The sequence below is a fragment of the Antarctobacter jejuensis genome (assembly GCF_052266595.1).
Taxonomy (GTDB): domain Bacteria; phylum Pseudomonadota; class Alphaproteobacteria; order Rhodobacterales; family Rhodobacteraceae; genus Antarctobacter; species Antarctobacter jejuensis.
This window is the reverse complement of record NZ_JBQQXJ010000008.1, coordinates 232,838-257,113: the sequence shown is the minus strand read 5'-3', so window position 1 is coordinate 257,113 and position 24,276 is coordinate 232,838. Positions and strand designations below refer to the sequence as shown.

The following is a 24,276-nucleotide window of genomic DNA, read 5'->3' as shown; positions in this document are numbered from 1 at the left end:
TTCAGGGGGCAGAGCAGCCCCCATGCGCTTCACGATGCGCTTCAATGAAATCCACCATCACTGCGACCGGCGGTCGAGCTCCGCCATCGCAAAATACGCCGAGGCTTTGCGAAGGATCTCGTTAGCCTGGCGCAGTTCGCGGCTCTCCCGCTCGAGCGACTTCATCCTCTCGGACATGTCGCTGGGATTCCTGCGCGCTTGCCGCAGTCGACTTCGGCTCCCCTGCTCCAGTCGTTCAGCGTGTTCGCCGAACAGCCGATCTGCGCTGCGATCGACGTGATCGCCTGCCAGCGAGAACCATGCTGGCCTTCGCCGTCGAAAACCATCCGCATGGCGTGCTCACGCACTTCCGGGGAAAACTTGTTCGTGGTCTTGCTCATGATGCTCCATCCTACTCAGGAACTGGAGCCTCCGGCGAACCGGGCGCGGTTCAGATCTGCCAATCCGTGGACCGAGTTCAGGCTTGGCCTGAGACTTCAGATGTTTACTCTTTTGGTGCAGGCCTAAACCATGGAATGAATGGTTGAATCGGCCTACAGGACGTCACAAGGCAGCTTGATAGTTGGTCGTCTACGCATCTGGAACAATTGAGGCTTGCTAGGATGACTAACGATCAGACAAGGGGCAATTCATCGTACGATGAGGTTATCAGGCAGCTTGTGACCGAACGGGAGTTCAGCCGTCTAGATTTCCATGAAGCACTGACTTTTTTTTGTCGAACGTTGTCCAACATGCTGGCAGCGCCTCGCGTTGGGATCTGGGCATTTGAAGAAGGTGGGGACGCACTACGACTGCTGTGTCTCTTCGACAGTATTACCGGAGAAGTCAAAAGCGAGGGATGGCTGACGCAGGATCAGGCTCGGACATATCTTGACGCGGTCGCGACAGATTACGTTTTGGAAATCTCCGATGCGATGAATGACTCCCGCTGCGTGGAACTCGCGAAGGAGTATCTGCCAAAGAACAACATCGCGGCCATGCTAGATTGTCCCATCCGCACGTTCGGAGGGCTTGCTGGCGTTGTTTGCATTGAGCACATCAATACAACTCGGCAATGGACCCGCCCAGAAATCGACTTTGCCGTCGCTGTGACTGGCCTGGTTTCATTGACTATGGAGCACCAGGAACGGCTCGCGGCTGAGGCTTCTGCTACCGAACAAGAAGATCGACTGAAAATCTACACCGAACTGGCAACGGACTGGTATTGGCAAACTGATGCAGACTTCACGTTCACCATGGTCGAAGGCCCCGAAGCTTTAGACGGGCAGATCCCCGCTGAGTACGTGGGGCAGAAACTGTGGGAAGTTCCGCTCCTGTCACCACAAGATGGAGGATGGGAGTACTTGCAGGCGCGGATAGCCGAACACAAACGGCTATACGACTATGTAGTACGGGCGACGCATCCGGATGGGAAAGAATACTATGCAGAGTTGGCAGGCGTACCGAGGTTTGACACCAATGGCGATTTTGTCGGCTACAAGGGAACTGCCAAGGATGTCACGGCACGTATGCGCCAGAGCCAGGAACTAGAAAGGGTATTTCTGGAAAACCACGCACTCATGCAACAACTCCAATTGGTTTTCGAGAGGTGCGGCATAGGTGTATTCCGATACGATGGGGCAAAGAAAACATTAACCTATGACAACAGTTTCTTAAAGCTCTATGGTTTCGATGCCGATACAAGCATCGAACCGGGCGACTTCGCGCGGCTCAGGGTGCATCCAGACGATCAACCTGGTATGCAAAAATTCATCTCGGATTCCATCAATAGTCGCGAAACACAAGGAAGTCATTTTTTTCGTGCTCTTTGGCCCGACGGCAGACAACGATATATGCGGTCTTTTTGGAAACAAGATACAACGGTTTCCAATGGCGCCAAGAACAATATCGGATTGCATATAGATGTGACTGATGTCGTAACGGCCCAAAAGGATCGCGCGAACGCATTGGAACACATCGCGGCAATCGCTGACAACGTACCTGGCGCAATTTACGAAGTGACCTGGAAAGACGACGATATGACTGATTTGGTCTACGTTAGCCCGAAGTGCTTGGACCTGACAGGCCGCAGTCAAGATGAATTCCGATTGAATCCCAAACTAATCCTGGAGACGGGAAACTCAAGTAACGAAGACTTGGTATCCGCAGCAATTCGACGGTCTATCACTACTGGATCTCAGCAGTCCCACAGGGAAAAAATTGAATTGCCTGACGGCAGAACTCATTGGGTCGAGCATGTCGTACGGGCGGTCGCACAGCCAAATGGCGGATACCGTGTATTTGGCATTCTAATGGACATAACCGGCGTAGTGGTCGCCCAAGAAGAAGCCGAGCTCCAAACCTCATTGGCTCACCGGGCACAGAAAAACGAGAGCATTGGACAATTGACCGGCGGCGTCGCGCACGACTTCAACAACCTTCTTGCGATCATTATGGGCAACCTTGAGCTTCTCCGCGAACAGATCGACGATGAAGTATTGATCGAAATGGCTGACGCGGGAATAAGGGCAAGCCAACGCGGGGCTGATCTTTCCCGAAGCCTGCTAGCGTTTGCGCGCAAGACTCAACTTGAGCCCGAAATCGTTGATCTAAACGATGTAGCAAGGCAAGCCCAGAACTGGATGCGTCGAGCCTTGCCTGAATCGATCCAAGTTGAGACATCGCTACTCGCAGGCTTATGGCCGACCCGTTTGGACCAAAGCTTGATCGAAAGCAGCCTGCTTAACCTGATCTTGAACGCCCGTGACGCCATGGGCGGTCACGGCAAACTCACCATTGAAACCGCGAATACTCGAATAGACGAGGCATATATCGACAGTCGAAAAGAAGAACTCCCTCCAGGCCGATACGTAATGTTGGCGGTTAGCGATACCGGTTCCGGAATGGACGCAGAGACTATGGCTCAGATTTTTGAACCTTTCTACACAACCAAGCCACCTGGCTCGGGTTCGGGGCTTGGGCTGTCGATGGTGCAAGGATTCGTCAAACAATCTGGCGGTACGGTGCAAGTTTATTCCGAAATCGGCGTTGGCACGACGTTCAAGCTTTATTTCTCCGCCGAACATCATGGCTCTGGTCGGGTGTTTACCCCCGAAATCGAAAAACAAGTCGAACAAACAAATTCCGCCCGGATACTGTTGGTCGAAGACGATGATGGAGTTCGGGCTATGTTGCGTACCATACTAAAGCGGGCCAATTATACAGTGGTTTCGGCGCCTTCTGGAGATGATGCATACAAACTATTTCAGAATGACAGCAACTTCGATCTGGTCGTGACCGACATAGTCATGCCAGGAGAACTGCAAGGCACTCAGTTGGCGAAGTTGATACGTAAAGATCAGATGGAAATTCCGTTCATTTTCTTGTCCGGCTACGCCGCCGAAGCAACAGTTCATGGAAACGGTCTTCGGCCAGAGGATCTTCGAATAATGAAGCCAGTTCCGAAGGCAGAACTTCTTTCTGCTGTCTCTCGCTTGTTGTCAAAGCGCGCACCCAACGAATGACGACCATGTATACAATATCGATTGGTCGACCAGTCGGGCTCGATTGCACAGATTGGCTGATGGTCGGATTTCCCCTTTCCCCGGGCGGACTTTTCCAGCGGCTTCCGTGACGGGTATTCCAAGCGCGGCGTAGCCGTTTAGGACCCCGATGCGGACTTAGGGTTCATCGACTTGGTGCTCTATTGCACAAATCTGGTGACCGGCAGGCTTCCCCTTTCCCCAGTCGGACCTATCCCACGGCCTCTGTGACAGGGATGCCGAGCGCGGTGTTTCCATTCAAGACGGCGATGTGGATCTGGACCGCCGCGACCTGACGATCGAAGTCCCGTGCCGTGAGCCGCAGGCCCAGCAGTTTCATACAGAGCATCCACTGCCCGGCAGGGCATTGCGCAGCAATGTTCCGTGTATGGACGCCCCGGGGTTGCAAGTGTTTTCTTTGGCTTTGTCACAGGCGATGCGGTCGAGTTCCTTCGTGTATCCGGCCTCTGGTTGCGACCTTCAACGTCGCGGGCCCTCGTGGTGAGTTCGAGGAACGGGTCCAAAACGAGAGGCCGTAGTGCAAGCTACTCGGGACATTACTGGTTTACCCATTCCTGATCTCGTCGACGCTTTGCCATGACCTCCGTTCAGAACCACCGCATCCCCAGCCCAGCCTCGCGCTCAGGCGTTGGCTGGGGTCTCGTAGACGCCGCCATGAGCCATGATCGCCAGGCCGTCCGCGCCATTTTGTTTGCCAGTGCGACAGCAACCAGCATCTTGGGTTTGCGCGCCAACATGCGGGCCAGCCATGACCCCTCCGCCGCATCACCGCGCTTTTGTGCGCCCTGGATCGCTGACATGGCGCCGATGATCAGCAACAGTCGCAGGTCGCGTTGCCCCATCTTTGATATATTGCCCAGCCGTATCCTGCCGCCGGTTGAATGCTGGCGCAGCGTCAACCCGATCCAGGCTGCAAAGTCGCGCCCCTTGGAGAACATCTCCGGCGGCGCAGCAAGCACGGCAATCGATACCGCCGTAACCGGGCCGATCCCCGGCATGGTCATCAGCCTGCGGGCAACATCGTTCTGCCGGGCAATCTGGCGGAGCTGTCGGGTCAGTGCGTCAATGCGTGCGCTCAACTCGGCGATCAGATCGAAGAACATCTGACAAAGGCCGGCCACTTCGAACAGCAAGCCTTCTGCGTGCTCAATCACATCCCATTCCAACCGAGGCAGGTGCTCAGGGCCCTCTTCGGAGCGACAATTCCGTGCTCCGCCAGATGCCCTCGTAACGCGTTGATCGTTTGGGTTCGTTGCCCGGTTAGCAAATCACGGGTCTTCAGCACCATCGCCTGACCTTGTTGCTCGGCGCTCTTGGTCGCCACAAACCGCATGGTCGGCCGGGACGTCACCCCGCTCCACGCGTATGAAGTTTCTTTTTCCTTGTTAGGAATTACAGGACCGCGTGTGACAGAGCCTAACAAGTGGCGGTCAAACGTCCTTGTCGGTGCTGCGCTTGCGCCGACGCAGGGCCAGCAAAGGCAGTGCAGCCATCGAAAGCAGCGGCAATGCCGGGGGCAGCGGGACCGGGGAAGGTGCCGAGACAGGCCCGCCTACAAGCAGCGGCACAGCAGTGCCGCTGCCTTCCGCCGTCAGAAACGCATATCGGCCCGGTTCCCCGATGGATTCGAAAATCATTTCCTCGGTGAAGGTGAAATCTGTCACGCGTGCGCCATCCCAGCCAAGCCCGTCCGAAGAGATGAACGGTATTACAACGGAATAGGCATGGAGGCTTGCGTCAACTAGACGCCAGCCATTGGCGACCGAAAGAGCGCCGGTGCAATGATTGATGACCAATCCGCACCCATGATCAGTGTTGTTGTAGAGATCCGTCCACGACCAATCGGTCCCGGCGAACAGTGGCACGTCCTTTTCCAGACGGCTCGCGGGATCCATGAAAACAAGCTGATCGAACCAAAAGCTCCATTTGTCCCAGCCCGGCCCGAACCGATCCTTTTGGTAGAGACCGGTGTAACTTGACAGCACCCGTGCGCTTCCGGTGTTCCCCACGCTGTCATCGGGTCCGTTGTCGACATTGGTCACCGTCATCTCGAAATCCCACGCCGCCTGCCCCGACAGCCAGTATTCGCCGCCCCCCGTGTGCGTGAATGTCACCGCCGCAGCCTCATCCGCCACGAAAGCAAATAGTGAAATCAGTATTGCGGCACAGCCCGGGACCAATGGAATTCGCGGCATCGAAAGCTCCTTTTAAGAATGCTGCAATTCAATCAGTTCACGATGGACACGGATTAACGATTTGTTAACTCTTTCCTGAAGAAAGCGTTAATTTATTTTATTTCAGATAGTTGCCCGTGCCCTCGGCGACCCTGAGGCTCTGTTCTATGCCTGCTCCCGGGAGCCAGCGCCGGAAGCGTCCTGTAATGCCGGGGCCCTGCGGACAACGATCCCTGATAGCGCTTGGGAATGCCAAGGGCCGTGGACAATTCCGCCTCGACCCGATCCTATGCCGGGATGAGCCTGCATGCCCGTTACATGACCATCGCCGATCTGCGCCGCGCCGCCCGACGCCGGGTGCCGCGGTTTGCCTGGGCCTATCTCGACACTGCGACGGGAACGGAATCGACGGCCCGGCGCAACCGCGCGGCGCTGGATCGGGTGTTGTTCACCCCGTCCATCCTGGATGGCGAGGTTGCCCCCGATTTCTCGACCACGCTGTTCGGCGAGACGCACCCCCTGCCCTTTGGCGTGGCCCCGGTGGGCCAGTCCGGACTGCTGTGGCCGGGGGCCGAGCGGATGCTGGCGCGTGCCGCCACGCGGGCTGGCCTGCCCTATTCCCTGTCCACCGTGGCCAATGCGACGCCGGAGGAGGTTGGCCCGGAAACGGGGGGCAAGGGCTGGTTTCAGATGTATCCGCCGCGCGATCCCGAGATGCGCAAAGATATGCTGGCGCGGGCAAAGGCCAGCGGGTTTCACGTGCTGGTGCTGACGGTGGATGTGCCGGTCGCCTCGCGCCGGGAACGGCAGGTGAAAGGCGGGCTGGTGCAGCCGCCGCGCCTGACGCCGCGCATCGCGCTGCAATGTGCGCTGCGGCCTGCCTGGTCCCTGGCGCGGGTGCAGGCCGGGATGCCACGGATGAAGACGCTGGACCGCTACACGCAGGATACGGCCAGCCGGGACCCGACAGAGCACATCGGCTATCTGCTGCGCACCGCGCCGGATTGGGATTACCTGCGCTGGCTGCGCGCCCATTGGACCGGGCCGCTGGTGGTCAAGGGGGTGCTGCGGGCCGAGGACGCCGCAAAGCTGGAGGCCGAGGGCGTTGATGCGGTCTGGGTCTCGAATCACGGCGGGCGGCAGTTCGACGGGGCGCGGGGGGCCGCCGATTACCTGCCGCAGGTCCGTGCGGCAACAAGCCTGCCGGTGATCTTTGACAGCGGCATCGAAGGCGGGCTGGACATCCTGCGGGCCATGGCGCTGGGGGCGGATTTCGTCATGATGGGGCGGGCCTGGCATTACGCGGTCTGCGCGCTGGGGCCCCGCGGACCGGAGCATCTGATCGAGATGCTGCGCCGCGATCTGGTGGCCAACATCGGCCAGCTTGGCGTGTCGCGTCCTGTCGATCTGCGCGGAATGGCAGAGGTCTGAACAGGCTTGCCGCGTTGCAGAATCCCGGGCACCGAAGAACGCTCTCTATTCAAACTTTGCAAACGCGACCCTCTCTCCCGAATAATTTGCAAATACCCCTTGCGCTGCGGCGCGGCACGGCATCAAAGTAACAATATTGCGAAAAAATCGCGCATCTGTGCCGGAGAAGGACCCTCGACACATGGCTGATTTCGAAAAGATCCTGGTTGCGAACCGGGGCGAGATTGCAATCCGCATCATGCGGGCGGCGAACGAGATGGGAAAGAAGACGGTCGCCGTCTTCGCCGAAGAAGACAAGCTGGGGCTGCACCGCTTCAAGGCGGACGAGGCTTACCGCATCGGCGAGGGTCTGGGTCCGGTTCAGGCCTATCTCTCCATCGAGGAAATCATCCGTGTCGCCAAGGCCTCGGGCGCGGACGCGATTCACCCGGGCTATGGCCTGCTGTCGGAAAACCCCGATTTCGTGGATGCCTGCGTGGCCGCGGGCATCACCTTCATCGGGCCAAAGGCGGAAACCATGCGCGCCCTTGGCGACAAGGCCAGCGCCCGCAAGGTGGCGATCAAGGCCGGCGTTCCGGTGATCCCGGCGACCGAGGTGCTGGGCGACGATTTCGACGCCATCGCCAAGGAGGCCGAGGAGATCGGCTATCCCCTGATGCTCAAGGCCTCATGGGGGGGCGGCGGCCGGGGCATGCGCCCGATCGAAGGCCCGAAAGAGCTGAAGGACAAGGTGATGGAAGGCCGACGCGAAGCCGAGGCCGCCTTTGGCAACGGTGAGGGTTATCTGGAGAAGATGATCCTGCGGGCTCGCCACGTCGAGGTGCAGATCCTTGGCGACAAGATGGGCAACATCTATCACCTTTACGAACGCGACTGCTCGGTCCAGCGGCGAAACCAGAAGGTCGTGGAACGGGCGCCTGCCCCCTATCTCTCGGAGGCGCAGCGCGAAGAGTTGTGTGAGTTGGGCCGCAAGATCTGTGCCCATGTGAATTATGAATGCGCCGGCACCGTCGAATTCCTGATGGATATGGATTCGGGCAAGTTCTACTTCATCGAAGTGAACCCGCGCGTGCAGGTGGAGCACACCGTCACAGAGGAAGTGACCGGCATCGACATCGTGCAGGCGCAGATCCTGATCGCCGAGGGCAAATCACTTGCCGAAGCCACCGGCAAGGCCAGCCAGTACGACATTCGCCTGAACGGCCATGCGCTGCAGACCCGGATCACCACAGAGGATCCGTCGAACAACTTCATCCCCGATTACGGTCGCATCACCGCGTTCCGCTCTGCCACCGGCATGGGCATCCGTCTGGACGGCGGCACGGCCTACGCGGGCGGCGTCATCACCCGCTTTTACGATTCGCTGCTGGTCAAGGTCACGGCCAAGGCGCCGACCCCGGAACAGGCGATCCGCCGCATGGACCGCGCCCTGCGCGAATTCCGCATCCGGGGTGTGACCACGAACATCGAGTTCGTGATCAACCTGCTGAAACATCCGACTTTCCTGAACAACCAGTACACGACGAAGTTCATCGATACGACGCCGGAGCTGTTCAACTTTCAGAAGCGGCGAGACCGCGGCACCAAGGTGCTGACCTATATCGCAGACATCACCGTGAACGGCCACCCCGAGGTGCAGGGCCGCGCGATGCCGCACCCGGACCTGAAACCGGCCCGCGCGCCCAAGGTGCCGCTGGAGACACCGCCGCCGGGGACGAAAAACCTGCTGGACGAAAAAGGCCCCCAGGCGGTGGCCGATTGGCTGGCGGCGCAGAAACAGGTGCTGATCACCGACACCACCATGCGCGACGGCCACCAGTCGCTGTTGGCGACGCGGATGCGCAGCCATGACATGATCAAGGTGGCGCCCGCCTACGCCCACAAGCTGCCGCAGCTGTTCAGCGTCGAATGCTGGGGTGGCGCCACCTTTGACGTGGCCTACCGGTTCCTGCAGGAATGCCCCTGGCAGCGGTTGCGCGACCTGCGCGCCGCGATGCCCAACCTGATGACGCAGATGCTGCTGCGCGGTGCCAACGGGGTGGGCTATACCAACTACCCCGACAACGTGGTGCAGTTCTTTGTCAAACAGGCGGCGGAAACCGGTGTCGATGTGTTCCGCGTCTTCGACTCGCTCAACTGGGTCGAGAACATGCGCGTGGCGATGGACGCGGTGCTGGAAACCGGCAAGGTGCTGGAAGGCACGGTCTGTTACACCGGCGACGTGCTGGACCCGGACCGCGCCAAGTATGACCTGAAATACTATGTCGCCATGGGCAAGGAGCTGCGCGATGCGGGCTCTCACATCCTTGGCCTCAAGGACATGGCGGGCCTGTTGAAGCCCAACGCCGCGGCGCAGCTGATCAAGACCCTCAAGGAAGAGGTCGGCCTGCCGATCCACTTCCACACGCATGACACCTCTGGTGCGGCAATCGCTACCATCATGGAGGCCGTGCGCGCGGGTGTGGATGCGGTTGACGGGGCGATGGACGCGCTGTCGGGCAACACCTCGCAGCCGACGCTGGGCTCTATCGTCGAGGGCCTGCGGTTCACCGAGCGTGACACCGGGCTGGACATCGCGGCCATCCGCGAGATCAGCAATTACTGGGAGGCCGTGCGCGGCCAGTACGCCGCCTTTGAATCCGGCATGCAGGCGCCCGCCTCCGAGGTCTACCTGCACGAGATGCCGGGCGGCCAGTTCACCAACCTCAAGGCGCAGGCGCGCAGCCTTGGCCTTGAGGAACGCTGGCACGAGGTGGCGCAGACCTATGCCGATGTGAACCAGATGTTCGGCGATATCGTGAAGGTGACCCCCTCTTCCAAGGTCGTTGGTGACATGGCGCTGATGATGGTCAGCCAGGGGCTGACCCGTGCCGATGTCGAGGATCCGAAGCGGGACGTCAGCTTTCCCGACTCAGTCATCGACATGATGAAGGGCAACCTTGGCCAGCCTCCCGGTGGATGGCCCAAGAAGATCCAGAAAAAGATCCTGAAGGACGAAAGGCCGTTCACCGATCGCCCGGGCCTGAAGGCCGCGCCCATCGACATCGACGTGGCGCGCAAGGAACTGGCCGCCAAGTTCGAAGACACGGTGTTCGATGACGAGGACCTGAACGGCTACCTGATGTATCCCAAGGTCTTTACCGACTACGCGGCGCGGCACGAGACCTATGGCCCGGTGCGCACCTTGCCGACGCGGACCTTCTTTTACGGCATGGAGCCGGGCGAGGAGATCACCGCCGAGATCGACCCGGGCAAGACGCTGGAAATCCGCCTGCAGGCGGTGGGTGAAACCCAAGAAGACGGCGACGTGAAGGTTTTCTTCGAGCTGAACGGCCAGCCGCGGACGATCCGCGTGCCCAACCGCGATGCCAAGGCCAAGACCGTCGCCCGTCCCAAGGCGGAACTGGGAAATCCGAACCACGTCGGCGCGCCGATGCCGGGGGTGGTTGCGACCGTGGCGGTCTCTGTCGGGCAGGAGGTCAAGGTGGGCGACCTGCTGCTGACCATCGAAGCGATGAAGATGGAAACCGGCCTGCACGCCGAACGCGATGGCACCGTCAAGGCCGTCCACGTCACACCCGGCGGCCAGATCGACGCCAAGGACCTGCTGGTCGAACTGGAATGACGGCGGCGCGGGTCCTGACCCTGTTGCTGTGGGGGGCGCTGGCGACAGCGGCCCCTGCGCAGGGCCTGCCCTTTACCGCCGATGAAGACGGGATGCGCGCCGCCATGGAAGAGGCGCGCACCCAGCTGGACCTGGCCCTGTCGCAGTTGACGGATGACAAGGGGCGGATCCACCCGGCCTTGAACCTGAAGATAAAGATCCCCATCCAACACCTTGATATCGAAGAAGAGATGCTCTGGGTTGACCAGTTGAGCATCGAGGATGGCCGCTATGCCGGAACGGTCGCCAATGCCCCGGCCTATCTCAAGGGCACGCGGCTGGGCGATGCGGTCCGGTTCGACCGGGCGCAGATCGTCGACTGGAGCGTTCTGGACACCAGCGGATTGATGTACGGCCATTACACGACGCGGGTGCTGTTGAAGACGCTGGAGCCTGCACAGGCGCAGGCCGTGCAGGATCTGCTGACACCGGACCCGCTGCCGGAGGCCTGGCGCTGAGTCGGTCCGCACCTGTGGACAAGCGAAATTTCGGATAAAAACCGCGACGTTGCCGCATGGTCTTTGGGCGGTTATGCTGTGCAGCGCTGCCAATTCCGATTCTGGGAAGGATTCCCGCATGCTGTTTAGACGGGTGATCGCCGTGCTCTGCGCCTGTGCCGCGCTGGCCCCCATCGCCCATGCGCAGACGATGACGCAGGAACAGATGCGCCTCGACGCGTTGGAAGAGGCCCGGCAGGAGGCGCTGGCGCAGGTGTATGACCACCCCGGCCCGATCCACATCATTCCCGAAGACGCGCTGCCACCGGGCGTTTTGCCCACGCTGCGGGTGCGCAGCTCTGACCCGGCGCTGAACCGCGCCTTTTCGGCGGCACGGGCCACCCTGCCCGCCGCTCTGGCCGGAACGGAAAAAAGCGGTGGCCGGTTCTCTCCATCGCTTGCGCTTTATGTGGCGGTCTTCGTGAACGCCCCCGGAAAGCCGGTGGAATTTGTCTGGGTCGACAATATCCGCCGGGACGGCAAGGGCTATCGCGGCCGGATCGCCGGGCATCCGCGCTTCATGCCGGGCAAGCGGTTGGGATCGTGGATCAGTTTCCTCAACCCCGAGATCGCGGATTGGGCGGTGCAGGCCGAGGATGGCCGCTATTACGGCTATTTCACCACCCGCGCGCGCCTGAAAGGGATCGAAGAGCCGCTGGCCAGCGCGTTGCGTGCGACCCTTGTGCCGCGTCCCGTTCCGGCGATCTGGCAATGAGCCTGCATCTCGCCCTGCTGTCGATCCTTGTCCCCACCTATGAGGCGGGGCTGGACTTTTTCGTTGGGCAGATGGGGTTTGACCTGCTCGAAGACACCGATCTTGGCGGCGGCAAACGCTGGGTCCGGGTGGCCCCGACAGGCGCGCAGACCGCGTTCCTGCTGGCCGAGGCCAAGGGGGAGCAGGCTGCTTTCATCGGCAAACAGGGCGGCGGTCGGGTCTGGCTGTTCCTGCAGACGGATGATTTTGCGCGGGACCATGCCCGGCTGAGCGCCGCTGGCGTCAGTTTCGAAGAGCCGCCGCGCCATGAGCCCTATGGCACCGTGGCCGTTTTCTGTGACCCGTTCGGCAATCGCTGGGACCTGATCGAATTCGCCCGCCCGGCCTGAACCTGGCCCCGCGACACGCCCCTCGGCCATCATGGGTAACGGACCTGTTCCGACGTCCCTGCCCCGGGTCGCCCCTGCGCGGAGCATTGCACAAATCCGGCGGGCCGCGCGAATTTTCCTCTTGCGCCCCCCCGCGGTAGAGGCTAAATCGCCGCTCACCATTTGGTGCGCGGGCGTAGCTCAGGGGTAGAGCATAACCTTGCCAAGGTTAGGGTCGGGCGTTCGAATCGCCTCGCCCGCTCCAAATGGACCGATCTTTCTGGACGGGCACCCACCGTCAGACACAGGAAGATCAGACAGACAAGATGGTTTCGCGGGCGTAGCTCAGGGGTAGAGCATAACCTTGCCAAGGTTAGGGTCGGGCGTTCGAATCGCCTCGCCCGCTCCATCTGTCACTCTCTTCGGTTTACAGGGTATGCGGCGCTAATTAGCGTCACACCTGTTCCTGACACCGGGGAATTCAGTTCCAATCGGAATCCGTGCCGTCGCCGGCGTCGCCGGGGCCGAGCCGACGAGCTTCAAGCACGCCTCGAAAGGCGGCATTTGCGTCGGTATCGACCACGGCATTGATGGCAGGCTCATTGGATGACTGTTGGTCTGCCTCCGAACCTGAAAAACCATCCCGAAACGCGTTTCATTTGTGAAAGCAACGATCTGCCGCGCGAACGCAGCGTTCTGTCCGGCGGCGGGCAGTTTCCCGACAGTTTCCCGACGCGTAAACGCTGGATGCCCTGCAGCGCGCCTGCGGAGACTGACGGGCGCGCCTACTTCCCCACGCGCCGCAGTTTACAGAATCTGCAACCCAAAGTAGTCTTCGAGACATTATTTTACCGGAGACTTTTTCGATGAAACACGTTTTCTGCGCGCTCCTGTTCCTGATCTGCGCCTCTCCCGTGCTGGCCGATGAGATGTCCTTCCGGCTTGCCGGAAATGGCGGCAATTGCGCCGAATGCGCGTGGGTCGTGGCCGAAGGCGAGATTGTTGTCTCCACTCCCGACGACTTTACGCAATTCATGGAGGGAAAGTTCGCGCGGTTGGTGGTCTTCAACTCCCCCGGCGGGGATCTTGGCGCGGCCCTGCGATTTGGCAGGATCCTGCGGGAACGCGGCCATCTGACAGGCGTTGGCACCACCGTGAAGGATGACTTCGGCACCTTCAGTAATGTCATCGAAGGCAGTTGCGAAAGCGCCTGCGCCTTTGCGTTCATGGGCGGAGAGGCTCGCAGGATCGATTTGCCGGACGCCAATGTCTTTGTTCCGCTTCCCGGACGGCTGGGAATGCACCGGTTTTACACCCGGACGGGCAATGAAATCCCGTCCGCCGCCACGCAGCAGATCATGGGGCAGCTTTTGATCTATGTGCAGGATATGGGCGTCGACCCGCGTGTTCTGTCCCTTGCCAGCACGGCGGCCGAAGACGACATGTACTTCTTTTCACAGCCGGAACTGAGCGAATTTCGCCTTGTCACCACACGCTCGCAAAGCGAGGCGACCCCCAGGATCCTTGAGGGCGGACTTGGCGTGGAATGGACCGTGTATGACGACGCCCGGCGGGTCGAACGCTACATCCAGCTGCACTGCCGCCAGTCCCCCGATCACTGGGTCCTGACCGTCACAAGGCTGAACGCCGTGCCCGAGGCCGACCGTGCCTCTGCCCCGAGATCCGAATTGGTTTTCGCACCGTTCGAGCATGACGCGTTCATGTATAACGACATGCACATCCGCATCGGCCGTGAGAGCTTTGCGATGGCAAAGGCGGATATCCTGGCCGAAGAGAGCAATGGCCACGACCTTCGCATGGCCGTCGCGCTCCCCGTCGATCCGCGACGACATCTTGGGCAGGAGTATCGTTTCGTCACCACGAAACTGCGGATGGCGACAGGCGTGTACTGGGCCGGGGGCAATTTCCCGGATGCCAACACATTGGATGTCCTGTCTAGGGCATGTGTTCCCGGATGAGCGGGGCTTGCAGGATCTGACATCCGGCTTGGCCCTGCGGGGCAAACGCAGTTGCCGCTTGCGCACAAGCCCGGAAATCCGGTGCGCGGCCACTTGGCCTTCGGCGGTGCCCGGCCTAAAAGGTGCCAACCTCAAGGGGATACCCATGCGCACCGCCACAATCACCCGCAAGACCGCCGAGACCGAGATCACCGTCGAGGTGAACCTCGACGGCACCGGAACCTATGACAACCAGACCGGCGTCGGCTTTTTTGACCACATGCTGGACCAGCTGTCGCGCCACGCGCTGATCGACATGACCGTGCGCGCCAAGGGCGACCTGCACATCGACGATCACCACACGGTCGAGGACGTGGGCATCACGCTGGGCCAGGCACTGAGCCGCGCCATGGGCGACAAGAAGGGTATCGTGCGCTACGGCTCCTGTCTGTTGCCGATGGACGATGCGCTGGTGCGTGCGGCGCTGGACCTGTCGGCGCGTCCTTTCCTGATCTGGAACGTGAACATGCCGACGCAGAAGATCGGCAGTTTCGACACCGAACTGGTGCGCGAGTTCTTTCAGGCGTTCAGTACCCACGGCGGCATCACCCTGCACGTCGACCAGTTGCATGGCGTCAACAGCCACCACATCGCAGAAGCGGCTTTCAAGGCCGTGGCGCGTGCCCTGCGCGACGCGCTGGAGACCGACCCGCGCAAGGCGGATGCGGTGCCTTCGACCAAGGGCGCGCTCTAGGCGGCCTTGACCTGCCCTGCCCTTTGCGCGACCTAGCGCCCGACCAAGGGAGACCGCGATGCTGACGGCGATCATCGACTACGAAAGCGGAAACCTGCATTCCGCCGAAAAGGCCTTTCAGAAGATGGCCGTTGAGACCGGCGCGGGCGACGTCCGCGTGACGGACGACCCCGATGTTGTGGCGCGGGCGGACCGGATCGTGCTGCCCGGTGACGGCGCCTTTCCCTCCTGTGCGGCGGCGCTGCGCGCCTCGGGCTGTTTCGATGCGATGATCGAGGCGGTCGAGGTCAAGGCGCGCCCCTTTCTTGGCATCTGCGTCGGCATGCAGTTGATGGCCCGCAAGGGGCATGAATACAGCGAAACCCCCGGGCTTGGCTGGATCGACGGCGAGGTCGAACTGATCGCCCCCGCTGACAAGTCCCTGAAAGTGCCGCACATGGGGTGGAATGACCTGGTGATCGACCGGCCCCACCCGCTGCTGGAGGGGATCGACAGTGGCGAGCACGCCTATTTCGTGCACTCCTACCAGATGCGGCTGAACGATCCGACACAGCGGGTGGCGCATGTGGACTATGGCGGCGATGTCACCGCCATCGTCGCTAGGGACAACCGGATCGGCCTGCAATTCCACCCGGAAAAAAGCGCCGGACCGGGCCTGCGCATGATCGCCAATTTCCTGAACTGGCGTCCCTGACGAAAAAGGGCGCGGTCCCTGCCGCGCCCGTTCGGATCACTGAACCCGGGTCCAATCCTGTTTCGAACAGAGCAAGCCGCCCGCAACGCAGCCGCGCAGTTTCAGGCTGTTGCCGCTGAGGGTCATCTTGCCGAGGTAGATCTTGTTGTTGGACGGACGCCAGACCTTGCCCTCGTACTTGCCGCCGCCCTGCGGCGCCATGTCGATCACCAAGGTCTTGCCCTTGTTGGCAGAATTGTACTCACCCTGCCCGTTGAAGGTGCGTGAGATCACGCCGCAGTAGTTCCCGCCGCAGGGTTTCATGGTGACATGGGCATAGCTGCCATCATCGGGCTGTGTCTTCCACACGCCTTCGACCGGATCGGCTGCGACCTGCATCGCGATCATGCCCAAAACCGCCGCAATCATCGTTGTTTTCATGTTCAACTCCTCCCTTTCGAACACAATCCACTGTGTGAGGGGGGCTGACGCATCTTCAAGCATGACGCGAGGTCGTCTTGCGTCTATCGTTGCGTCATAATAAGGCGCGATAAAAGACTGGAAGGGCAGCAGAAATGATCCTTTATCCCGCGATCGACCTGAAGGACGGCAAGGCCGTGCGCCTGCTGCGCGGCGACATGGACAAAGCGACGGTCTTCAATGACGACCCTGCCGCGCAGGCGTTGGAGTTTGTGGCCAAGGGGTGCGAGTGGCTGCACCTTGTCGACCTTAACGGCGCCTTCGCGGGCGAGCCTGTCAACGCCGCTGCCGTCGAGGCAATCCTGAGACAAACCAATACGCCCACCCAGTTGGGCGGTGGCATCCGCGACATGGCCACGATCGAGATGTGGCTGTCCAAGGGGCTGTCTCGCGTGATCCTTGGCACCGTGGCGGTGGAACGCCCCGAACTGGTGCGCGAAGCGGCCAGCGCCTTCCCCGGGCAAGTCGCCGTGGGGATCGACGCCAAGGATGGTCGCGTGGCGACCAAGGGCTGGGCCGAAGTAACGAAGGTCGACGCCATCGAGCTTGCGCGCAGCTACGAGGACGCAGGCGTCGCCGCGATCATCTACACCGACATCAACCGCGACGGCGCGATGCAGGGCCCCAACGTCGAGGCAACCGCCGCAATGGCCAATGCCGTGACCATCCCGGTGATTGCCTCGGGCGGGGTATCGTCGATCAAGGATCTCAAGGCGCTGCGCGACTGCGGCGCACCACTGAACGGCGCGATTTCGGGCCGCGCGCTTTATGACGGTGCAATTGATCTCAAGGAGGCGCTGGAGGCGCTCAAGGGCTGATCGTTCAGTCCCCAGCCGCCGCGCCGGTCAGTTTCTTCAGCGCGCCTTGCATCTTGGCCAGGTAGGGCGCATCGCCCGCCACGCCCTCCAAAGCACCCACCGTTCCGGCCGGGTCCTCATAGGTCAGCCAAGTCTGCCCCGCGTTGTCGCTATAAACCAGAACCTTGAGCGGCAGATGCAGCCCTGCTTCGATGTTGTCCTGAATGGCGGGGGTGCCAAGCGCCGGATTGCCGAAGATCAGCAGTTGCGCCGGGGCTAGCTGCATATCGACCTTGGCCGCCCCTGCCGCGTGGTCGACCCGGGCAAAGACCGTGGCCCCTGCCCCTTCGACGGCGGCCTCCAGCGCATCCGTCACCTCCGGCACCGCACCCTCGGCCTTGATCCTTATCGTCTCGGCGGCCGCCAATCCCGGCAACCCGGCCAGCATCACCGCTGCCGCTGTCATCAGTCCACGCATTTTGAAAACTCCTTTACCCGCTTTCCCGCTGTCAGCCTCTGGCATGTCGGGGCATTTGCCCATAAACAACCCGGTGATCCCCACGTGAGTTCCGGCCATGCTGAAGACCCGCATCATTCCCTGTCTCGACGTGGCCGATGGCCGCGTGGTCAAAGGCGTCAACTTTGTCGATCTGCGCGATGCGGGCGATCCGGTGGATGCCGCCCGCGCCTATGACGCCGCCGGCGCGGATGAGATCTGTTTCCTCGACATCCATGCCACGCACGAAAACCGCGGCACCATGTTCGACGTGGTCACCCGCACCGCCGAGCAGTGTTTCATCCCGCTGACCGTGGGCGGCGGCGTGCGCACCGTGGCTGATGTGCGCGCCCTACTGCTGGCGGGGGCCGACAAGGTGTCCTTCAACTCCGCCGCCGTCGCCAATCCCGACGTTGTGGCCGAGGCCGCCGACCAGTTCGGCAGCCAGTGCATCGTCTGCGCTATCGACGCCAAGACGGTGGAGCCGGGACGCTGGGAAATCTTTACCCACGGCGGGCGCAAACCTACAGGCATCGACGCGGTGGAATTTGCCCGCACCATCGCCGCCAAGGGCGCCGGGGAAATCCTGCTGACCTCGATGGATCGTGACGGGACCAAGGCGGGGTTCAACCTGCCCCTGACCCGCGCCATTGCCGATGTGGTGGACATACCCGTGATTGCCTCCGGGGGCGTCGGCACGCTGGACCACCTTGTCGAAGGCGTGACCGAAGGCCATGCCAGCGCCGTGCTTGCGGCCTCGATCTTTCACTTCGGCACCTTCACCATCGGCGAGGCCAAAGCGCATATGGCCGCCGCCGGCATCCCGGTCCGCCTATGAGCCTGCGGCCGTGATCTCTGACGGCTCAGACGTCACCCTGCGCGAAGGGGAGACAGAACAGGCGAACTGCAACTGCTGCGGCGCGCCGACAACTGTCGTCACGGGGCACCTGGAGGTGGGGGAGATGTCCGCCGGGTGGTACACCGTCGCCGCGACGCATGGTGCGTCGGATCACCTGCCGCTGGTACAGCTTTATATCGGCGATTGGACCGACAGCGCCGGACCGGACGAACGCTGGGGCCTGCGCGTGGGCATCTCCCGCGACGGGCCCAGCCTGCTCGACTGGCCGGAAAAGGATGTCCCGCAATTGCGGCTGGTCTTCAGCCCGCTGAACCGCGCCCAGGTGCAGGGCACCCCGATGGAACCGCAACTCTGGACGCTGATCGATCTTATCCTGACCACGGACAGCCGCCTGTAACGGAGCCGCCATGACCCTTGAAGACCTCGAACAGATCGTCGCCACCCGCGCCGCCGCCTCGCCGGACGAGAGCTGGACCGCCAAGCTGTTGGCCAAGGGCCCGGAAAAATGCGCGGAGAAATTCGGTGAAGAGGCCGTGGAGGCCATCATCGAAGCGGTGAAGAACGACCGCGAGAAGCTGACGTCTGAGGCCGCCGACGTGCTCTTTCACCTGCTGGTGATGCTAAAATCCCGCGACGTGCCACTTGCTGATGTGATGGCGGAACTTGCGCGGCGTCAAAGCACCTCTGGTCTGGCGGAAAAGGCGGCGCGACAGGGCTGATTTTTCCCGTCTGCCGCAACCAATCCGTCCAGGATGCGTTATCCGGGCGCACGAAACGCGAAAGGTGATCCATGCAGGTATTCCATTGCCCCGGGTGTAAGACCCCGCTGTGGTTCGACAATCACCAATGTGCTTGCGGGCAGGACATCGGGTTTGATCCCGAACGGCAAGTCATGATCGCAACCTCGGAGCGCTGCGCCCGGTTTTCAAAAATCTCCTGCAACTGGATTCCCGAACCGGACAACGCCGATGGGCTCTGCCGTTCCTGCGCGATGACCGGGACGATTCCCGATCTGCGCGAAACGGACAATCTGCCGCTTTGGGCGGGAACCGAGGGCGCGAAACGCTGGATGCTGGCCAACCTTGGCCGATGGGGCTGGTTCACCGATGCCGACCCCGGACCGCGCCCGGTCTTTCGCCTGCTTTCCGAAGAAACCGCGCATGGCGAAATGCAGGTGACCATGGGCCATGCCAATGGCGTCATCACCATCAACGTCAGCGAGGCGAACGAGGCCGTTCGCGCCGAATTGCGGGCGGACATGGGCGAACTCTATCGAACCATGCTGGGCCATATGCGTCACGAAGTGGCGCATTACCTGTTCGAGAGGCTGTCTGTCGAACCTGAATTCGTGGACTCTTTTCGCAGCCTTTTCGGCAACGAACAGCGCGATTACGGCGCAGCGCTGAAAGCGCACTACGCGCGGCCATCCTCGCCCTCGGACGCACATGTGACCAGCTATGCCACGGCACATCCGCACGAAGACTGGGCTGAGACGGTGGCACATCTGCTGCATCTGGTGGACATCGCGGACAGCGCCGCGGCAGTACACCTGGCCCTGCCCGAAGGGCCGTCGTCCGGCTATGACGCGTACGCAGAAACCGATGCCGCCCGCGTTCTGGACCATGCCATCCGCCTGTCTCTTGCCGTCACCCATGTGAACCGGGCGCTGGACCTGCCGGATCTCTATCCCTTTGTCCTGACGCCGCAGATGCGTGAAAAACTCGTCTTTGCCCATGGCGCGCTCAGCCGCCGCTAGGCGCGGCAGAGCGGGACGGCGGGCGGGGCGCCTTTCGCGCGGCACGCGCGAAACAGCGTCCGTCCGGCCCGCGCCTTACAATTTGGACGAAATGATACCGGTGTTGAAACCGCCCATGCGCAGTTCTCCGAACAGACGCTGATATTCGATCTTGGGGCAGCGGTTCTGGATCACATCGACGCCGCGCGCCTCGGCCAGCGCCGCCGCCTCGGCATTTTCCACGCCGATCTGCATCCAGACGGTTTTCAGCTTGGGAAAGACCTCCAGCGCGTCCTCGACGATGGGCAGCACGTGTTCGGACCGGCGAAAGATATCGACCATGTCCACCGTGTCGGGGCAATCCGCCAAGGTGGCAACAACCTCACGCCCGAACAGCACCTTGCCCGCGTGCACCGGGTTCACCGGGATCACCGTGAACCCCTTCAGCGACAGGTAGCGCGCCACGTAGTAGCTGGGCCGCACCGAATTGGGGGAAACACCGACAACGGCGACGGTCTTTGTCCGCGTCAGGACGTCTTTGAGGAAGGAGTCGGCGTAGGTCATGCCACAGGACTACACGGCCCCGCGAAAAAGAAAAAGCGCCCGGGCATACACCCGGGCGCAAGTCACGGAACGAGGGACAGTGAAGGTCTCGCAGGGGTTCCGTCCCTGCGGCCTGATAGAGAAATAGGCGTCAATGCCACAGTTTAAACCCCCGTAAAGAATTCGTGAACATTTTGCTTGACTGACCTCAATTGCTCGAAAACCGCCTCATCAGGCGGTCGGCAAGTCAGCCAACCACTTCTTCCTCGCCGACTTTCTGCTCTTCGGCCTGTACGACGGTTTCGTGCAGGCGTTCTGATGGATCGCGGCCCACGGCGCGGGCTTGGCGCATGACAAACAGCTTGCCCAGCCCCATCCACGTCCCGACCGAAGGCGCCTCCGGGTCGCAGGGGAACCGCGTGCGCCAGCCATCGGGCAGAATCACGCCGCAGCTCTCCAGCTTTTCCAGCATCCAGACCAGAGGAATGTTGGCCAGCGGGCGCGCCGCCTCATGCCCGCCAAGGTGTCCGCCGATATCGCCATGAGTGCCACGGAACCAGACCTGCTCCACCTTGCCCGCCCAGCCCGGCGGGCAATTCCACATCACCGGTCCAAAGGCGGCGCGGGTTTCGTCCCGCGCCAGCGCATGAAAACCGTGCCGGATCGACGATCCAAGCGCATGGTTGTGAAAGTCATGTGACGGTTCGGTCAGCCGCCACAGCAGCGGCAGACGCAGGCCCAGCGCCTTGACCGTGTCCCAGACGCCCACCATCTCGATCGGCGCGCTTGGATGGCAGTGACGCGCGGCAAAGGCGCGGGCCGCATCCCCACCGGGCGTGTATTGATACAGGCGATAGATCTGGCGGATGTTGCGTTCGGTCGCCGCGTCAGCCCGCAACAGACCCACCATGTCGATGATCCCCGCAAGGGACCGCACGGCGTAGGCGCCGCGCGAATAGCCCATCAGGAAAATCCGGTCCCCTTCGCGGTAGCGCGAGGCCAGATAACCATAGGCACGGCGGATCTGCCGGTTGATTCCCCGGCCCAGCGCCACGTCCGGCGTCCGGCTCCAGTCCGTCCACTGCACCCCGGCCTCGTAAAAGACCGAGGCATGGCCAACCTCGCGCAACAGCATATAGGTGCGCCCGGCATTGGTCTCATGCCCGGGATTGAGCGAGGACATGGTGCCATCAAGGATGATGACATGATCGACCGGTCCCCGGCGTCGCGCATAGGCCGAGTGATCCCCGGACGGACGACGCCGAAGCCACCCAAACAACCTGTCACTCAGCCGCGATCGCATCACCTTCCAGCATGGCCCAGACGCGCGCCGGCGTGAAGGGCATGTCCACTTGCCTGATTCCCCGCGCCCAAAGCGCGTCCTGCACCGCGTTCGACACCGCGGCCATACTGCCCACGGTCCCGGCCTCACCACAGCCTTTCATCCCCATGGGATTGGCGGTCGAGGGCACCGGCTCTGTTTCGAATCCGATCATGGGCATAGTGTCGGCGCGCGGCATCGCGTAGTCCATGAAAGAGGCCGTGAGCAATTGCCCGTCCTCGTCAAAGACTACGTGCTCCATCAGCGCCTGACCCAGCCCCTGCGCAACACCGCCGTGCACCTGCCCCTCGGCCAGCATCGGATTGATGAGGTTGCCGAAATCATCGACCACATTGTAGCGGTCACAGACGACCTGCCCGGTTTCCGGGTCGATTTCGACCTCAGCCATGTGCACGCCGTTGGGGTAGGACCGGCCCGGAAGCGGCGCATTGGTCTGCCAGACCAGCAGGTCGTCGCGCCCCGCCTCCCGTGCCATCTGCGCGGCCTCCAGCATGGTCGGGGTGACGTTGGACCCTTCGGCGCGGAATGTCTCATCGTCGAATGTCACCGCCTCCGGCGCGACACCCATCTCACCGGCCAGAAATTCGGAAAAGCCCGCCACCATCTGGCTGACCGCCTGCAGGGTGACGTTCGCCTGCACCGTCACGGAGCGCGACCCACCGGTGCCGCCGCCCGCGGGGATCAGGTCACTGTCGCCCTGCACCACCTCGATCCGGTCCGCCGAAATGCCTGTCTGATCGGCGAGGAACTGGCGGAACACGGTCTCATGCCCCTGCCCGTTCGACTGTGTCCCGACATAGATCCGGGCACCCCCGTCTTCGGTGAATTCCACTTTCACATCCTCATGCGGCTGCCCGAGGATGGACTCGATGTAATAACAAATCCCCAATCCGCGCAGTTTGCCCGCAGCCTCGGACGCCGCGCGACGGGCGGCAAAGCCCGCCATGTCCGCCGTTTGCGCCCCGCGCGACATGACCCGCGTGAATTCGCCAACGTCATAGGATTCACCGGTGACGGTCTTGTAAGGAAACTGATCCGGCTTGATGAAGTTGATCCGCCGCAGTTCCAGCGGATCGACGCCCAACTCTCTTGCCGCGCGGTCCATCGCGCGTTCCATCACATAGATCGCCTCGGGCCGTCCGGCACCGCGATAGGCGTCCATCTGGGTCGTGTTGGTATAAAACCCCTCTGCCCGGTAATAGGCGGCCTGAATGTCATAGGGCCCGGTCAGCACGCGTGAAAACAGCTGCGACTGGATCATCTGCCCGAAATGCGCGTTGTAGGCGCCAAGGTTCGACCGCGTGTGCAGACGGTAGGCAAGGATCCGGTGGCCCTCGTCAAAGGCCAGTTCGGCGGTGGTCACAAGGTCACGCCCGCCGTTGTCCGACAGCATCGCCTCTGTCCGGTCCGACATCCAGCGCACCGGCCGCCCCGTCACCCGCGCCGCATGGGGCAGCACGAAGTATTCCGGGTAGGGAAAGCCCTTCATCCCGAAGCCGCCGCCCACATCAGGGTTGGTGATGCGGATCATCTCGGGCGCCAGCCCATAGGTGCGGGCCAATTCGCCCTTCATGCCCCAGACCCCCTGCCCGCCAAAGGCAAGGTGCACGCGCCCGTCCTGCCATTCGGCATAGGCGCCGCGCGGCTCCATCGAGTTCACGATCACCCGGTTGTCGCCGATGTCCAGTTGCACGATGCGCGCCGCCTTGGCAAAGCCCGCCTCTGTCGCGGCCTCGTCGCCAATGCCGAAATCATAGCCGCGATTGTCCGGTGCCTCTGGGTGGATTGTCGGGCCACCTGCCTCCAGCGCCATGCTCACCGGCAGGTCGTCATAGTCGAACTCGATCAGTTCCGCCGCATCGCGCGCCTGTTCCAGCGTCTCGGCCACCACCACGGCCACCGCTTCGCCCACGAAACGCACGCGCCCCTCGGCCAAAACGGGGCGTTTGGGCGCGGCGCCCTTGCTGCCATCGCGGTTGGTCGCTAGCGATCCGGTCATGCCGGTGTCGATCCCGGCGGCCCGCAGATCCTCTGATGTCACCACAAGGTGCACGCCGTCGGCCTCTCGTGCCGCGCTGACGTCCAGCGTCGTGATCTCTGCATGGGCCACGGGTGAGCGGAAAACATAGGCGCGCAGCGCATCTGCCGGCGCGATATCGTCCACGTATCGGCCCTGGCCGGTCAGAAAGCGCATATCTTCGACCCGCGTGACCGGCTGGCTCTTGCCGAATTTGTCCATGGGGCAACT

The 24,276-nt window shown here is 61.9% G+C and carries 23 protein-coding genes, 2 tRNA genes, 2 pseudogenes and 1 other annotated feature; of the genes and pseudogenes, 17 read left to right on the top strand and 10 right to left on the bottom strand.

The annotated features are described in order from the left end of the window. Position 1 precedes the first annotated feature (1 nt). A pseudogene (locus ACTXGA_RS13970) lies at positions 2 to 165 on the bottom strand (IS3 family transposase); the annotation flags it as partial. Then, positions 4 to 100: a sequence feature (AL1L pseudoknot), on the bottom strand. Its footprint overlaps the pseudogene before it by 97 nt. Beyond that, a complete protein-coding gene (locus tag ACTXGA_RS13965; RefSeq protein ID WP_443394602.1) occupies positions 162 to 380 on the bottom strand; it encodes a hypothetical protein in 219 nt (72 codons plus the stop codon). The gene ACTXGA_RS13965 and the pseudogene ACTXGA_RS13970, both read right to left, overlap by 4 nt. Positions 381 to 602: 222 nt before the next feature. On the opposite strand from ACTXGA_RS13965, the gene ACTXGA_RS13960 reads away from it, so the two are divergent. Beyond that, entirely contained in the window at positions 603 to 3,503 is a 2,901-nt protein-coding gene (locus tag ACTXGA_RS13960; protein ID WP_443394600.1) for a PAS domain S-box protein, read from the top strand. A 229-nt stretch (positions 3,504 to 3,732) separates the two neighbouring features. Here ACTXGA_RS13960 and ACTXGA_RS13955 read toward each other — a convergent pair. From ACTXGA_RS13955 to ACTXGA_RS13945, 3 genes and pseudogenes are all read right to left on the bottom strand, one after another. Then, positions 3,733 to 3,870: pseudogene (locus ACTXGA_RS13955) on the bottom strand (IS5/IS1182 family transposase); the annotation flags it as partial. A 259-nt stretch (positions 3,871 to 4,129) separates the two neighbouring features. Continuing rightward, a complete protein-coding gene (locus ACTXGA_RS13950; RefSeq protein ID WP_443394599.1) occupies positions 4,130 to 4,708 on the bottom strand; it encodes a transposase in 579 nt (192 codons plus the stop codon). 264 nt (positions 4,709 to 4,972) lie between these two features. Next, positions 4,973 to 5,656 carry a hypothetical protein gene (locus ACTXGA_RS13945; protein ID WP_443394597.1) on the bottom strand — a complete coding sequence of 228 codons (684 nt, stop codon included), beginning with the start codon at positions 5,654 to 5,656 and terminating at the stop codon, positions 4,973 to 4,975. A 357-nt stretch (positions 5,657 to 6,013) separates the two neighbouring features. On the opposite strand from ACTXGA_RS13945, the gene ACTXGA_RS13940 reads away from it, so the two are divergent. The 11 genes from ACTXGA_RS13940 to hisH all read left to right on the top strand — a co-directional run bounded on the left by ACTXGA_RS13940 (position 6,014) and on the right by hisH (position 15,797). Next, positions 6,014 to 7,147 carry an alpha-hydroxy acid oxidase gene (locus ACTXGA_RS13940; RefSeq protein ID WP_443394624.1) on the top strand — a complete coding sequence of 378 codons (1,134 nt, stop codon included), beginning with the start codon at positions 6,014 to 6,016 and terminating at the stop codon, positions 7,145 to 7,147. A 181-nt stretch (positions 7,148 to 7,328) separates the two neighbouring features. Further along, positions 7,329 to 10,772, top strand: a complete 3,444-nt coding sequence (gene pyc / locus ACTXGA_RS13935; protein WP_443394595.1) for a pyruvate carboxylase — start codon at positions 7,329 to 7,331, stop codon at positions 10,770 to 10,772. Continuing rightward, positions 10,769 to 11,269, top strand: coding sequence for a DUF2314 domain-containing protein (locus ACTXGA_RS13930; protein ID WP_443394593.1), 501 nt, complete (start codon positions 10,769 to 10,771; stop codon positions 11,267 to 11,269). Before pyc ends, ACTXGA_RS13930 begins: the two co-directional genes overlap by 4 nt. A gap of 118 nt (positions 11,270 to 11,387) precedes the next feature. Next, positions 11,388 to 12,023, top strand: coding sequence for a DUF2314 domain-containing protein (locus ACTXGA_RS13925; protein ID WP_443394591.1), 636 nt, complete (start codon positions 11,388 to 11,390; stop codon positions 12,021 to 12,023). Beyond that, entirely contained in the window at positions 12,020 to 12,412 is a 393-nt protein-coding gene (locus ACTXGA_RS13920) for a VOC family protein (RefSeq protein WP_443394589.1), read from the top strand. Before ACTXGA_RS13925 ends, ACTXGA_RS13920 begins: the two co-directional genes overlap by 4 nt. Before the next feature lie 169 nt (positions 12,413 to 12,581). Beyond that, positions 12,582 to 12,656, top strand: a tRNA-Gly gene (locus ACTXGA_RS13915). Between the two features lie 69 nt (positions 12,657 to 12,725). Further along, a tRNA-Gly gene (locus tag ACTXGA_RS13910) sits at positions 12,726 to 12,800 on the top strand. A gap of 197 nt (positions 12,801 to 12,997) precedes the next feature. Beyond that, entirely contained in the window at positions 12,998 to 13,261 is a 264-nt protein-coding gene (locus ACTXGA_RS13905; RefSeq protein WP_443394587.1) for a hypothetical protein, read from the top strand. After that, on the top strand, positions 13,258 to 14,370 hold the full coding sequence (locus ACTXGA_RS13900) for a COG3904 family protein (RefSeq protein ID WP_443394586.1): 1,113 nt from the start codon (positions 13,258 to 13,260) through the stop codon (positions 14,368 to 14,370). The genes ACTXGA_RS13905 and ACTXGA_RS13900 overlap by 4 nt, the downstream gene beginning before the upstream one ends. A 145-nt stretch (positions 14,371 to 14,515) precedes the next feature. Further along, entirely contained in the window at positions 14,516 to 15,103 is a 588-nt protein-coding gene (hisB, locus tag ACTXGA_RS13895; RefSeq protein WP_443394584.1) for an imidazoleglycerol-phosphate dehydratase HisB, read from the top strand. A 58-nt stretch (positions 15,104 to 15,161) separates the two neighbouring features. Beyond that, complete coding sequence (gene hisH, locus ACTXGA_RS13890) at positions 15,162 to 15,797, top strand: imidazole glycerol phosphate synthase subunit HisH (RefSeq protein ID WP_443394582.1); 636 nt, start codon at positions 15,162 to 15,164, stop codon at positions 15,795 to 15,797. A 36-nt stretch (positions 15,798 to 15,833) separates the two neighbouring features. On the opposite strand, the gene ACTXGA_RS13885 is transcribed toward hisH, so the two are convergent. Further along, positions 15,834 to 16,217: a DUF2147 domain-containing protein gene (locus ACTXGA_RS13885; RefSeq protein ID WP_443394581.1), complete on the bottom strand. Its 384-nt coding sequence runs from the start codon at positions 16,215 to 16,217 to the stop codon at positions 15,834 to 15,836. A 134-nt stretch (positions 16,218 to 16,351) separates the two neighbouring features. Between ACTXGA_RS13885 and hisA the strand changes: the two genes are divergently transcribed. Further along, positions 16,352 to 17,074, top strand: a complete 723-nt coding sequence (gene hisA, locus ACTXGA_RS13880) for a 1-(5-phosphoribosyl)-5-[(5-phosphoribosylamino)methylideneamino]imidazole-4-carboxamide isomerase (RefSeq protein WP_443394580.1) — start codon at positions 16,352 to 16,354, stop codon at positions 17,072 to 17,074. A 4-nt stretch (positions 17,075 to 17,078) separates the two neighbouring features. Here the strand turns inward: hisA and ACTXGA_RS13875 are convergent, their stop codons facing one another. After that, a complete protein-coding gene (locus ACTXGA_RS13875) occupies positions 17,079 to 17,531 on the bottom strand; it encodes a DUF302 domain-containing protein (RefSeq protein ID WP_443394578.1) in 453 nt (150 codons plus the stop codon). 97 nt (positions 17,532 to 17,628) lie between these two features. Here ACTXGA_RS13875 and hisF point away from each other — a divergent pair, with 97 nt between their 5' ends. The 4 genes from hisF to ACTXGA_RS13855 all read left to right on the top strand — a co-directional run bounded on the left by hisF (position 17,629) and on the right by ACTXGA_RS13855 (position 20,164). Then, positions 17,629 to 18,387: an imidazole glycerol phosphate synthase subunit HisF gene (gene hisF, locus ACTXGA_RS13870; RefSeq protein ID WP_443394576.1), complete on the top strand. Its 759-nt coding sequence runs from the start codon at positions 17,629 to 17,631 to the stop codon at positions 18,385 to 18,387. Positions 18,388 to 18,397: 10 nt separating this feature from the next. Then, positions 18,398 to 18,805 (top strand): hypothetical protein, encoded by a 408-nt coding sequence (locus tag ACTXGA_RS13865; RefSeq protein WP_443394575.1) that lies wholly within the window; start codon positions 18,398 to 18,400, stop codon positions 18,803 to 18,805. A gap of 10 nt (positions 18,806 to 18,815) precedes the next feature. After that, the gene (locus tag ACTXGA_RS13860) at positions 18,816 to 19,127 is read left to right on the top strand and encodes a phosphoribosyl-ATP diphosphatase (protein ID WP_443394573.1); all 312 of its coding nucleotides are present in this window, start codon (positions 18,816 to 18,818) and stop codon (positions 19,125 to 19,127) included. Between the two features lie 71 nt (positions 19,128 to 19,198). Further along, the gene (locus ACTXGA_RS13855; protein WP_443394571.1) at positions 19,199 to 20,164 is read left to right on the top strand and encodes a zinc-binding metallopeptidase family protein; all 966 of its coding nucleotides are present in this window, start codon (positions 19,199 to 19,201) and stop codon (positions 20,162 to 20,164) included. Between the two features lie 75 nt (positions 20,165 to 20,239). On the opposite strand, the gene ACTXGA_RS13850 is transcribed toward ACTXGA_RS13855, so the two are convergent. The 3 genes from ACTXGA_RS13850 to ACTXGA_RS13840 form a co-directional block, all read right to left on the bottom strand. Beyond that, positions 20,240 to 20,707 carry a CoA-binding protein gene (locus tag ACTXGA_RS13850; protein WP_443394569.1) on the bottom strand — a complete coding sequence of 156 codons (468 nt, stop codon included), beginning with the start codon at positions 20,705 to 20,707 and terminating at the stop codon, positions 20,240 to 20,242. 226 nt (positions 20,708 to 20,933) lie between these two features. After that, positions 20,934 to 21,992, bottom strand: coding sequence for a T6SS phospholipase effector Tle1-like catalytic domain-containing protein (locus ACTXGA_RS13845; RefSeq protein ID WP_443394567.1), 1,059 nt, complete (start codon positions 21,990 to 21,992; stop codon positions 20,934 to 20,936). After that, the gene (locus tag ACTXGA_RS13840) at positions 21,970 to 24,267 is read right to left on the bottom strand and encodes a xanthine dehydrogenase family protein molybdopterin-binding subunit (protein ID WP_443394566.1); all 2,298 of its coding nucleotides are present in this window, start codon (positions 24,265 to 24,267) and stop codon (positions 21,970 to 21,972) included. Before ACTXGA_RS13840 ends, ACTXGA_RS13845 begins: the two co-directional genes overlap by 23 nt. Between the last annotated feature and the right edge of the window lie 9 nt (positions 24,268 to 24,276).